This window comes from Pedobacter sp. MR2016-24 (assembly GCF_026239655.1).
In the GTDB taxonomy this organism is placed as follows: domain Bacteria; phylum Bacteroidota; class Bacteroidia; order Sphingobacteriales; family Sphingobacteriaceae; genus Pedobacter.
On record NZ_JAPIVO010000002.1, the window covers coordinates 737,891 to 750,008 of the forward strand.

10 protein-coding genes are annotated in these 12,118 nt (G+C 42.5%); 9 read left to right on the forward strand and 1 reads right to left on the reverse strand.

Going from position 1 to position 12,118, the window contains the following annotated elements; translation table 11 throughout:
- Nucleotides 1–240, reverse strand: coding sequence for a hypothetical protein (locus tag OQX62_RS07380; protein WP_265830802.1), 240 nt, complete (start codon nt 238–240; stop codon nt 1–3).
- Nucleotides 241–542: 302 nt separating this feature from the next.
- Here OQX62_RS07380 and OQX62_RS07385 point away from each other — a divergent pair, with 302 nt between their 5' ends.
- The 9 genes from OQX62_RS07385 to OQX62_RS07425 all read left to right on the forward strand — a co-directional run bounded on the left by OQX62_RS07385 (nt 543) and on the right by OQX62_RS07425 (nt 12,110).
- Nucleotides 543–1,151, forward strand: coding sequence for an RNA polymerase sigma factor (locus tag OQX62_RS07385; protein ID WP_265830803.1), 609 nt, complete (start codon nt 543–545; stop codon nt 1,149–1,151).
- Between the two features lie 89 nt (nt 1,152–1,240).
- On the forward strand, nt 1,241–2,416 hold the full coding sequence (locus OQX62_RS07390) for a FecR family protein (RefSeq protein WP_265830804.1): 1,176 nt from the start codon (nt 1,241–1,243) through the stop codon (nt 2,414–2,416).
- A 351-nt stretch (nt 2,417–2,767) separates the two neighbouring features.
- Nucleotides 2,768–6,295 carry a SusC/RagA family TonB-linked outer membrane protein gene (locus OQX62_RS07395; RefSeq protein ID WP_265830805.1) on the forward strand — a complete coding sequence of 1,176 codons (3,528 nt, stop codon included), beginning with the start codon at nt 2,768–2,770 and terminating at the stop codon, nt 6,293–6,295.
- 11 nt (nt 6,296–6,306) lie between these two features.
- Entirely contained in the window at nt 6,307–7,680 is a 1,374-nt protein-coding gene (locus OQX62_RS07400) for a RagB/SusD family nutrient uptake outer membrane protein (protein WP_265830806.1), read from the forward strand.
- A 17-nt stretch (nt 7,681–7,697) separates the two neighbouring features.
- Entirely contained in the window at nt 7,698–8,669 is a 972-nt protein-coding gene (locus OQX62_RS07405) for a discoidin domain-containing protein (protein ID WP_265830807.1), read from the forward strand.
- Nucleotides 8,670–8,701: 32 nt separating this feature from the next.
- Nucleotides 8,702–9,823: a TlpA disulfide reductase family protein gene (locus OQX62_RS07410; protein ID WP_265830808.1), complete on the forward strand. Its 1,122-nt coding sequence runs from the start codon at nt 8,702–8,704 to the stop codon at nt 9,821–9,823.
- An 11-nt stretch (nt 9,824–9,834) separates the two neighbouring features.
- Complete coding sequence (locus tag OQX62_RS07415; protein WP_265830809.1) at nt 9,835–10,968, forward strand: TlpA disulfide reductase family protein; 1,134 nt, start codon at nt 9,835–9,837, stop codon at nt 10,966–10,968.
- 147 nt (nt 10,969–11,115) lie between these two features.
- Nucleotides 11,116–11,616: a GNAT family N-acetyltransferase gene (locus OQX62_RS07420; RefSeq protein WP_265830810.1), complete on the forward strand. Its 501-nt coding sequence runs from the start codon at nt 11,116–11,118 to the stop codon at nt 11,614–11,616.
- A gap of 11 nt (nt 11,617–11,627) precedes the next feature.
- Complete coding sequence (locus OQX62_RS07425) at nt 11,628–12,110, forward strand: MarR family winged helix-turn-helix transcriptional regulator (protein WP_265830811.1); 483 nt, start codon at nt 11,628–11,630, stop codon at nt 12,108–12,110.
- The last annotated feature ends 8 nt before the right edge of the window (nt 12,111–12,118 follow it).

Here is a 12,118-nt window from a genome sequence, read left to right on the forward strand (position 1 = left end):
CTAAGCGCTCACTTTATTAAGGTGTCTGCATTTAGATTTTCCAGCCAGAACACGGAAGTTACGGCGGGCGAACTGACTTTTAGATTTCAGTTCCTGTGCCAATAGTTCTTTGGTAATGGATTGGTATAGCTGCTTGGTGCTTCCGTCCGCTTCTGCCATACCGGGTACGGAATTGATGACAATGGCCAGGGCATAGTCCAGTAGTTCAGGCAGTTTTGTAGTAAGTAATCGTGTTTTCATGATAGATGATGCAGAATGCAATATCTATGCCTGATTTTAGCTGAGCATACTAATTTACAATAAGTTAACAATCGATGAACAGGTGCGGTGAATTCCAGCAATAGTTCCATCTCCGGTAATTTGCCGAAATGCCTGATTTTGGTAAAAAAATGATCAGTTTTTGCTGCTGATGTAACATAAATAAAACAATTTGGCTGGATTTTCCGGATAGATCAGGCGAAGTCTTGCTGTATGATGGAAATCTTGTACATTAGCAAAGGTTTCAATGTTTTTTTTAGCGTATTTCGTGCGAAAGGTGTAAAATGGGTAAAGTAATTTATAAATTGGTAAATGAAGCTGAGCTTTTTGCAAATCTTGCTAAAGGTGATGAACGTGCTTTTGAAACCATTTACCGGCATTTTTCGAAAAGACTTTTTCCCTATGTATTAAAGCTTGTAAAAGTCCCGGAATTGGCTGAAGAATTAATCCAGGACATATTTGTTAACATATGGATCAGCAGGGAAGCCTTTGCCGAAGTGAATCATCCTACTTCCTATCTTTTCAGTATCGCTAATCGTCAGGCTTTAAAATATTTGAAAAAAGTGGCCAGTGATGCAAGAATTTTAAAAAGTATTGCTGATTATGCAGAGGCATCAACCAATGACACTGAAGAACGGATCATCTTTCGCGAAAGTGTAGCGTCGGTCAAAGCTGCAGTTGAACAATTGCCTGCCCAGCGTCGACTCATTTGGGAGTTGAGCAGAAATGAGGGGCTTAGCCATGATCAGATTGCAGAACAATTGCAGATATCCAAGAATACCGTCAAAAATCAGATGGTGCATGCCACAAAATATATCCGTAATTTCCTGGACGAACAGGCCGGATTATTATCTGGATTTATAATAATTCTCCTGTATTACAAGCGTTTATAAATTTATTTTTATTCGAGTAGTCCTATCCCTGACTTTGTTGTACTTATCCTTTACACACCCGGATCAGACCAACAACATTTATTAAAACAATGCCCAAAAACTCATCTATTCAACCACTATTTGCAAAATATGTTAAAGGTGAAACCTCTGCCGAGGAGACGACGCTCTTTTTCGACCGCATTGCTGAAAAAGAATATGATGAAGAAGTGATCATTCTCCTGGATGCTGAAATTGAGGATACTGCTTTTGCAGATGAATATGACCCTGCATGGGAAAACACGCTGCACAAAATCAAATCTCAGCTCGCTGAAATCCCTGTTGTCTCCGTTACAAAAAGGAGCATCCCGCTATGGAGCCGTATGGCGGCTATCGCCGGCGTGGCCGCTGTTCTTGTGGCCTTTGGCATATATTTATTAACCGGGCCTGAAAGGAAAGCCGATTATACACACCTGACAGCAAATGATATCGCACCAGGAAAAATGGGGGCAACGCTAACCCTGGCAAATGGCAAAAAGATCAGTTTAAATGGTGCCGCCAATGGAGAGATTGCAAAAGAGTCGGGTTTATCGATCTCAAAAACCGCTGACGGACAAGTGATTTATCAGGTTAAGGCCGGCCAAAGCAATTCCAATGCGCTGAACACGCTGACCACAGCGATTGGAGAAACTTATATCATCACACTTCCGGACCAGACGAAAGTGTGGCTGAATGCAGCATCAAGTTTAACTTATAATCCGGCACTGACTGTAAATGGGTTGCGCAAAGTTAAACTGAGCGGTGAAGGTTATTTCGAAGTTGCTAAAGATAAAGACCATCCTTTCATTGTGGAAAGCGGCACGCAATCCATAGAGGTGCTGGGTACTCATTTCAATGTAAATGCTTATCCGGATGAAAGTGCCTACCGCACCACTTTACTGGAAGGTAGTGTTAAAGTTCAGGATAAAGGCCAGACCAGGCTGTTGCAGCCCGGAAATCAGGCTGCCAATAGCCATGGAAATATCAACCTGAGCAGGGTAGATCCTGAGTTTGCTGTGGCCTGGAAAAGCAATAATTTTGTTTTTGACCGTCTGGATATCAAGGAAATTATGCAAATGATTGCACGCTGGTACAATGTGGAAATCATTTATAAAGAAGAAATTCCTGCTGGTATTTTTTGGGGATCAGTATCCCGCTTTGACAATATCTCAAAGGTATTGATTCCGCTTGAAGCTACCGGAGATGTACATTTTAAAATCGAGGGAAGAAAAATTTATGTCTCCCGCTAATCATCATTCAATTCACCAATTTACTAAACCCAACCCTATGCAGAAAAACTTACAATAGAATTAAGCCCGGCCCCCAGAGCAAGAAAATAGGTAAACCATACCCTGATTGGCGTCAGGATATGGTAAGTATGGCCTTGACACAAATTATCAACCGAACCGCAGCTGCTGAGTTTTGACGACGCCGGCATGCTGCAATTAACCAGACAAACAAACTTAGTTAATACTGCTCATTAAAGCAATATTGACGGTCTTTCATTTGGACCGCTAAGTCTCTGTCAGAACCTAAATGAAGTGTTAAATAAACTAGAAATGAAACCGGGTATACCAAGGTATATCCATAAAATTTGGCTGATGATGCGATTAACCACCGTTATTTTAATAGCCACCATCATGCAGGTTAGTGCTGCTGGCTTTGCACAGCAAATCACCCTGAACAAATCCAATACATCGTTAGAGGATATCATCAGGAACTTGAGAAAACAGAGTGGCTATAATTTTGTAGTGCCAGGAGACCTTCTTGAGAAGGCAAAATCCGTAAATATTAGAGTTAAAGACGTAGAATTCAAAAAGGTACTGGACGAAATTTTCGAAAGCCAGCCAATTACGTATGAGATCAACAACAATACTGTTACCTTAAAGGCTAAACCTAAAACGTTTATACAGGCCGTATTGGCGCCATTTTTAAATATCACTGTTCATGGTAAAGTGGTAGACTCCTTAACGGGGAATCCACTGGCGGGTGCCAGCGTGATAATCAAAGGGAAGAAGCAATTTACCAGGGCAGGAGCGGACGGATCTTTTACGCTGCAAAACGTGGAAGAGGATGCCACATTGGTCATCTCTTATATTGGCTACAGGCAACAGGAAATCAAATCGGCGAAAGAACTGGGTACGATTCGTATGGCTATTGATGTGGCCAGGCTGGATGAAGTTGCGGTAACCATCAATACGGGTTACCAGCGCATCAAACCTGAACAGAGTACCGGTGCGGTAGCGCAGATTGGCACAAAAGAATATGAATCAAGGGTGAGTTCTGATTTTCTTGATGGATTGGTAAACCGTTTACCCGGATTGATGATCAACAACTCGGTTTCATTGACATCTACAGACCCGACTGGTAATAAAACTTCCAGGCCTTTATTTAATATCAGGGGTATTTCCACCATGTCTGCCAACCAGAGTCCGTTAATTGTGGTGGATGGCTATCCAACTGAATTGACACTGGATATGATTGATCCGAACGAGATCAAATCTGTAACCATACTTAAAGATGCTGCTTCTGCTACTGTATATGGGGTAAGGGCATCGAATGGGGTAATTATTATTGAGCGGAAGCAGGCGAGTCCCGGTGCAGCACAGTTCAGTTTCAGGACAACCCTTGGTCTTACACCAGAGGAGAATTATAGCCGTTACCGTTGGGATCCAAATGCATCAGCTATCAATTCCGAATACGTAAGGGAAAGACAAACGCTAAATATTACGCCAGCAACCTGGGGAACCTTGTTCAATACAGGGGTAGGGAATATAGGCCGTTCAATCCCTTTCTTTCTCCAGTCTCAGCTTGCAGCCGGCATCATTTCGCCTGCGCAGGCCGAAAGCTCTTTTGCAGCGCTGGCCAACTATGATAATCTGGATGATTACAGCCGTTTATTCCAGCGGACGGCAGCTACGCAAACAAGTACATTAAATGTTTCTGGTGGTGTGCCTACTGCATTGTATTATATTACTGCAAATTATACAGGTAAACAAAATAATGCGATCCTGAATGGCAATAACAGATTTTTATTAACGGGCAGAACAACGCTGAAACTGGCGAAACGATTAAGCCTGGAACTGACCACAGAATATCAGGAACTTCGTAATAACGGTGCGCCTATACCAGGTGCATCTCAGTTCGCAGGATATGAACGCTATGAAGACGTAAATGGCAATCCTGCCGCTATCATTTCTAAAAGCTACGCGCCAGTTTATAACAGTTACATCATGTCTCAGGGTTTGTTAGACCAGAACTATTATCCGCTGGTTGACGCTAATTCAATAAGCGACAAAACGCGCACACTAAATAACAAAACCATTGCCAATTTTAACTATGATATCGGAAAAGGCTTTAACCTCTTGTTTGGCGGCGTATATGAGACCTCCCGTTCAGAAATCAGACATCTGGCTGCACAGGGTTCTTCGGAAGTAAATGCCTGGGTAAATAATTATACCGTGACTGCAGGGGGGGTATTTAAAAGGAATGTACCTGACGGCGATTTCCTTCGTCAGCAGAATACCAGCTCCAATGGTTATACTGCGCGTACGCAACTGAACTATAACAAAAGATTTGGCAACCACTCTATCAATGCCATAGCGGGTGCAGAATTGCGGAACGTTATAAATAAAGGCAATTTAGCCTCTTATTTTGGCTATAACGACCAGAGTTTGCTGCAACAGCCCGTTGACTATGCTTCTATCATTAACAATCTGGCGTCAGTTAGGGGTACATTGGTTACTGGAATACCTCTTGGAGCTTTAAACAGTTTGTTTAACCAGACCTATAGTGAAGACCGGTTTTTATCGGGCTTTTCTAACATTGTTTATTCCTATAAGGATACCTATTCCTTATCAGGAAGTATTCGTATTGATCAGTCTAACCTGTTTGGTAGTGATCCAAGATATAAATACAAACCATTATGGTCATTGGGAGCAGCATGGAACATTCACAGAGAAGATTTTATGAGTAATGTAAACTGGCTTCACCAGTTAAAACTGCGCGGTGCCTTCGGCTTTAATGGAAATGTGGCCAAGCTTTCACTTCCGCAGGTGATTGCCCAGGCACAGAATAATGGCGGCAATACGCCTACATTGACCTCGCTTGTGTTAGCATCCAATGCCAACAGCGGCCTCCGCTGGGAGCAGACAGAGAACCTGAACATGGGACTGGATTTTAGTATCTTCAAAAATATCAGTGGTAGCTTTGATTATTATACGAAAAAAACGACGGATGTGATGGGTAATTCTCCGATCGACCCAACGCTTGGTGCCAGTTCAGCCTTGGTTAATTATGCCACCATCAGGAATAATGGTTTGGAGTTTAGCCTGAAAGCAGATTGGATCTCCACGAGAAACTTTAACTGGAATACAGGTCTTGTGATTGCCAAAAATAACAGTAAGGTGCTGGATGTTGCCCGGACGGGTAGATACGATCCGCAAATTCTTGATGTACTGGGGTATGTAAGTGGTTATCCTGTAGGTGCAATGTTTTCTTACAATACCACGGGTTTGAACAATGAAGGTCATCCAATTATTGTGGATCAAAATGGTACATCTTATGTAGTAAATACCAGTAGTACCGGACAGCCTTTAGTTACTGCGATGTCCAGCAAAGATTCGGGACTGGTTCAGTATTCCGGAACTACCGTTCCGAGTATTAGTGCAGGATTAAGTAACCGCGTAGATGTGGGTAACTTTTACTTCTTTGCGATGGTGAACTATTATGGTGGTTTTAAAGTGAGGGTGCCAAGGCCCACTCCTGCAGATAACAGACCTTTGCCAGGAGCAGGTAACTATTGGAGGGTTCCGGGTGACGAGCTGAAGACAGATATTCCAAACCTGACTGATCTGGGTAACCCCAATTCATCATGGGCATACTTGTATAACAGCAATTACGTGGTACATGGTGATTACATCACGCTCGGCGATGTGACGGCTTCATACCGGTTAAATAACCTGAATTTTATAAAAAAAGCCGGCTTTAAGAACTTCGAGATCAAGGCCCAGGCTTCAAACCTGTATACGGTAGGCTTTAATCGCTATAATTTTAGTATGGCTACGGGAAGCTACGGCAAATCGTATGTGACCCCTACTTATACACTGGGTTTATTCACTAACTTTTAAAATTGGTACGAATGAAAAAATTTAAATATATAGCCGCCCAATTATTACTGTGTGGTCTGATTTTTAGTGGCTGCGACAAGTATCTGGATGTTGAACCAAAAGGCAAGCAATTGCTGAAAACAACGAATGACTTTGATCTGTGGTTAAATAGTGTTGTGCTGACCACTGAAACGGACGGTAATAACTTAATGAATAACATGACGGACAATCTTGATGTATTGAACATCAATACTCCGCCAACCACATTGGGTGAATTGGTCTATACCTGGGCACCGCAGTTTACTACCGATGTAGGGTCAATGACCTATTTATGGGGTGAACACTACAGACGCATCAGCCTGTTCAATACCGTATTATTGGGCATTGACGCTGCCCAGGGAGGCACAGCATCGCAGAAAAACAGTCTTAAGGCCGAAGCCTTATTGGGCCGTGCCCATTCTTATTTCTACCTGGTGAACGAATATGCCAAACCTTATAATGCAGCAACCGCTGCGACCGACCTGGCTGTACCTTTTGTCACCTCGGATGATGTAAGTAAAAAAGCACCTGGCAGAAGTACTGCTGCTGAAATTTACCAGCATATCATCGATGATATCAATGAGGCAATCCCCAACCTTCCGGAGGATAACTCGAATGCGAGGTTTCGCGGTTCAAAAGCTGCCGCTTACAGCGTTTTAGCGCGTGTTTATCTGTACAGGAGGGAATATACAGAAGCGCAGCGTTATGCTGAACTGGCGCTGGCCAGTACCCGTGCAATAATGATTGATTATACCAATGCTGCAACTTTTCCAGCTACCACCAATGTGGTGTCGCACCCGGACGCAATTTACGGTCGATCCTCTGCTGCTGCAGGAATTTCGATATCTGCAGAGTTAAAAAGTATGTTCGCAGCCAATGATGCCAGAAGAACAGTTTTATATACGAATTGGGCCAGTACGGTAAGAGGAGCAACTTTGTTTTATGCACAAGCAGTGACAAACGTCTTTTCTTTTACTAATTCCGGCACGACTGTACAGGAAATGCACCTGATTGCTGCTGAAGGTGCAGCAAGAGCCAATAACCTGGCTACAGCATTAGTCCACCTCAACGAAGTTCGCCGCAACCGGTATACGGGTACTCCGGTTACGAGCAGAGATTTTACGTCTACTATTCAGGATGTGGTGCTAACTGAGGTACTCGCAGAAAGAAGACGTGAATTACCTTTCCATGGCCTACGTTGGTTTGATATGCGAAGATTTGATATGGAAGACAGAATGCCTGTTGTAACCCGACTAAATGCGCAGAATGGAGTGATTGCTACATTAGAGCCACACAGCAGTAAATATACACTGCAAATCCCGATCCAGGTGATAGCCTTTAACCCGGACATGATACAGAATCCATAATCTATAGAACACAAGAGATGAAAACATATAAATTGAATATACTGGCAATATGCACGGCAGTGTTTTTGCTTACGGCATGTAAAAAAGACAAGTCAGTTCGCGAAACGCTAGCAGAAGGACGTGTGACCTTTGATCTGCCAGCTTCAACCGACGTGGTGTCAACTGCATTTGACATCAGGAATATAACTTTAGTGAGTGTAGAAATGAAAGCTGCGTTACAGGGTGATGTATCTTCGGATGCCCATTATGTAACTTTCGCGACGGATACCACTAAAATTGCTGATTATAGAACGAAGTATGGGAATAATGCGCTTTTATTGCCTACAACAAGCTATCTGTATTATAAACCAACAGTAGCCATCGCGGCAGGAACCAGGGTTTCAGAAGCGGGTGTACTGAATCTGAGTTTTCAGACCGCATTGAGAGCGCGCACTGCCTACGTGCTTCCACTGGTTATAGCATCTGTAGATGGAGTAGTGCAGGATCCGAAAACACGCAAGGTAATTTATTACGTTTTTAACACAGGTGAGGCGGCCTATATAGACCATACAGGATATACGCTTACAGCTACTGCGTCATCCACACTTGGCGTTAATGTACCCGCCAGAGCGGTGGATGCGGCTACAGGTACAACCTTTTGGGCAAGTGCAAATACAACCGTTTTACCACAATGGGTAAGTATTGATTTTGGACGCAATGTTACCTTTCCGTCATTTGACTATTTCTTTCCAACCGCTGTTACACCGGCCGCAGGGGGCTATACCTCTTCTGCTAAAGTGGAAACGAGTTCAGATAACATTACCTGGGTAGATAAAGGTACCTATGCAATAGATGTCAATAATGCCACGAAAAGTCAGACGCTAACTATGCCTTCATTAACTACGGCCAGATATCTGCGCTTCACCATTTTGGCCGCAACTCCATATAAGCCATCAGCTACAGTTACGTACAACATTGGTTTTGTAAGTGGGATTTTATTGAGGAATTAATTGAAGATAAAGTAATTATAGATCATAAGAAAATGAAGAAATCACTGATTTCAATCCTGATGCTGCTACCTTTTATGGTAGCAGCTCAAAAAAACTATACCTTAACCGGAAAATTATCAGACTTAAAAGGACCGGCCAGGGCTTACCTGGTTACTTTACAAAACGGGGCCTGGAAGGAAACCGACTCTGTAGAGATTAAGGGTGGAAAATTCCAGTTTACCGGAAAAGTGGAGGAACCACAAAATGCGCTGATCGCCATCAAACGCTCAGCTGATCAGCAAAGGGATAATCTGAGTTTTTATCTCGAAAATTCCAGGATCACATTTACCGGGAAAGATGCGATCAAAGATGCCACAGTAACAGGTTCAGTGTCTGATCGGGAAAACCGGGAATTAGCTGCATTGGTTACGCCGATTACCAATAAAATCATGAAGATTCAAAATGAGTTTACTAAAGATCATGGCGTTGTAGAAGGAAAAACTGTAGCACAGAAAAAAGAGGCACAAGATAGCCTGACCAGCCATGTAGCACAGATCAAGGCTATCCAGCAGAAATTTGTAGAGACTCACCTGAACTCGTTTATGGGTTTATATACATTCAACCACTCTGTTCTGGGCAGTCACTTTGACTCTGCAGCTGTAAAACCATTGTTCTACAAATTCTCTCCCCAGCTGCAGTCGTCCCCACTGGGTCAACTGGCTATCAGCAGGATCTTAGCCAATGAAAAGCGTGCGGTGGGTGTGAAAATCATCGATTTCGAACAAACAGCTATTGACGGGAAACTATTCAACATCAAATCCTTAAGAGGCAAATATGTATTTATAGATTTTTGGGCGAGCTGGTGTTACTGGTGCCGTAAAGAAAACCCCAATGTAATCAAAGCCTATGAGCAACTGAAAGACAGGAATCTGGAAATTGTAAGTGTGTCTTTTGATGAAAGTAAAGCTTCCTGGGAAAATGCGGTAAAAGAAGATAAACTACCCTGGTTACAGGTGTCTGACCTGAAGGGAATGAAAGTAAAAGAAGGATTGGCCGCCATGTTAGACATTAAAGCCATACCACAAAATTTATTGATCAGTCCGGAAGGCGTGATTATCGCTGCGAATCTTCGCGGTGAAGATCTGCCAGCAAAATTAGCTGCCTTTATTAAATAATTTGTATCACCATGAACATAAAAATCACAATTGCTGCCTTGTTATTGTTGCCTTCAGGCTTCTGCATGGCACAGGATAAATTTGAAATATCAGGAAAATTATCTGCTGCGGGAACAGACCGTATGGTCATGCTGAATTACATCAACAGCGAAGGTAAAAATGCTAAAGACAGTGCCCTTGTTAAAAACGGGAAGTTTAGCCTGAGCGGCACCACTTCTTTCGGGAATAAGGCTTATCTGAGTTTAGTTCCGGTGAAAAAAGCGGTTAACGAAACCCGCAGATCATCCGACGACCAATTGTTTTACCTCGAAAAAGGCAATTATAAAGTCGCGGGAAAAGACAGCATGGCTACAGCTGTGATTACCGGAGCACAGGCGCAGACAGATTTTCTGAATTACACTGCCCAAACACAGCGTTTGCTGTCCCGGTTTAAAGAAATTACCGAGCGGTTCACCAAAGTATGGTATGCTAAAGTGAAAGATACGGTAGCGATTAAAACGATACAAGCTGAGGCCAGACCTGTGCATGCTAAAATTGAAAAATCTTTAGATTCTTTTATCTACAGTCACCCCGATTCCTACGTAAGTGTAGACCTGATTGCAGAAAATAAAACTGCGGTTATTGATCCGGTAACTTTTGAGCCTTTTTACAGTGTATTGAGTCCGAGAGTGCTGGCTAGTTTTAACGGTCAGAAGTTAACTGCTAAATACAATAAGGCAAAGCTGTTCGGCATAGGAAAAACGATCGACTTTACCCTGCCGGATAAAAACGGCAATGAATTCAAGCTCTCTTCCTTAAAAGGTAAATATGTGCTGGTAGATTTCTGGGCAAGCTGGTGTGTGCCTTGTCGTGCCGAAAATCCTTTCCTGTTAAAAGCATACAATGAATTGAAAGAAAAGAATTTTGAGATTGTTGGTGTTTCTCTGGATGACACTAAAGCAGCCTGGTTAAGAGCCGTTGAACAGGACAAATTGCCGTGGGCTCAGGTAAGCGATGTGAAAGGATTCAAAACTGAAATTGCCCTTCGTTTTGGTATCAGTGCTATCCCTCAAAATGTATTGATTGGTCCTGATGGAAAGGTAATTGCAAAAAACCTCAGGGGTGAAGATGTCAATAAAAAGATTGCAGGCTATATTGTTAATTAGCATTATATCAGCTGTCTAAATTTTTTTATTTACCTGTAAAGAGGCTGCCTCAATCTTGAGGCGGCCTCTTTTTGTATATCTATATGAATATTTTCTTCTTTTATGTATTTAACTACGTATATTTGAACATAAATAATATATGGAATTATGAACACAATCAATTTAACCATCGCGCCTATATTTAATGATGACTGTACCGAAATCATCGACCTGATATTACCCATACAGCAAATTGAATTTAATGTACCCATAACTATTGAAGGGCAGCCAGACTTGCTTGATATCGAATCCAATTACCAGCAGGGGGGTGGAAATTTCTGGGGTGCAAAGATCGACGGCAAATTAGTCGGAACCATTGCCCTGATCAATACCGGGCACAATGCATGCGCCCTGCGAAAAATGTTTGTGAAAAAGGAATTCAGAGGTAAGGAATATGGCATTGCACAGAAATTACTGGAAACCCTGCTGACTTTTTGCCGTGCCCAGCATATCACCGATGTATACCTGGGCACTGTGGATATCTTAAAAGCTGCACATCGCTTTTATGAGAAAAATGATTTCAATAGCATAGCTGTAGCTGACCTCCCTGCTTATTTTCCAAGGATGATGGCCGATAATAAGTTTTATCACTTACATTTAAGCATTTAAACAGCGACCGAATGAATGTAATTGATGAATCGGGCATTTTAGCCATTTCGACCCGGCTGCAACGCCTGAGCGAACAGATCAGGAAAGATGGCTTCCTGGTTTATAAGGAGAATGGAATCAGCTTTGAGCCTAAGTGGTTCCCGGTAATCTATACACTGCACCTTAAACCTGTATTAAGCGTTGTTGAACTGGCAAATGAGATTGGCTATACCCATCCTTCCACTATTACTTTATTAAAGGAACTGGAAAAGGAAAAGCTGATTCGCTCAAAGAAGGATAAACATGATGAACGCAAACGTCTGCTGCAATTATCCGAAAAAGGAAAGAAGCTGGTGGAACAAATGCAGCCGGTTTGGGGAATAATTATAGCCGCAATTACCGAACTGACTGATACCCAAAACAACTTAATGAAAGCCATAGTTGAGGTGGAACAGCAATTACAGCAAAAAAGCTTTTTTGAAAGGGCAAAGGCTTTGAGTCAGAAAGAAGAATAAACCGTTTC

Bases quoted from the DNA above. Each gene is read 5' to 3' on its own strand.
- OQX62_RS07400 (WP_265830806.1), top strand. From the start codon at position 6,307: ATGAAAAAATTTAAATATATAGCCGCCCAATTATTACTGTGTGGTCTG.
- OQX62_RS07380 (WP_265830802.1), bottom strand. From the start codon at position 240: ATGAAAACACGATTACTTACTACAAAACTGCCTGAACTACTGGACTAT.
- OQX62_RS07410 (WP_265830808.1), top strand. From the start codon at position 8,702: ATGAAGAAATCACTGATTTCAATCCTGATGCTGCTACCTTTTATGGTA.
- OQX62_RS07390 (WP_265830804.1), top strand. From the start codon at position 1,241: ATGCCCAAAAACTCATCTATTCAACCACTATTTGCAAAATATGTTAAA.
- OQX62_RS07395 (WP_265830805.1), top strand. From the start codon at position 2,768: ATGATGCGATTAACCACCGTTATTTTAATAGCCACCATCATGCAGGTT.
- OQX62_RS07385 (WP_265830803.1), top strand. From the start codon at position 543: ATGGGTAAAGTAATTTATAAATTGGTAAATGAAGCTGAGCTTTTTGCA.
- OQX62_RS07425 (WP_265830811.1), top strand. From the start codon at position 11,628: ATGAATGTAATTGATGAATCGGGCATTTTAGCCATTTCGACCCGGCTG.
- OQX62_RS07415 (WP_265830809.1), top strand. From the start codon at position 9,835: ATGAACATAAAAATCACAATTGCTGCCTTGTTATTGTTGCCTTCAGGC.
- OQX62_RS07420 (WP_265830810.1), top strand. From the start codon at position 11,116: ATGAACACAATCAATTTAACCATCGCGCCTATATTTAATGATGACTGT.
- OQX62_RS07405 (WP_265830807.1), top strand. From the start codon at position 7,698: ATGAAAACATATAAATTGAATATACTGGCAATATGCACGGCAGTGTTT.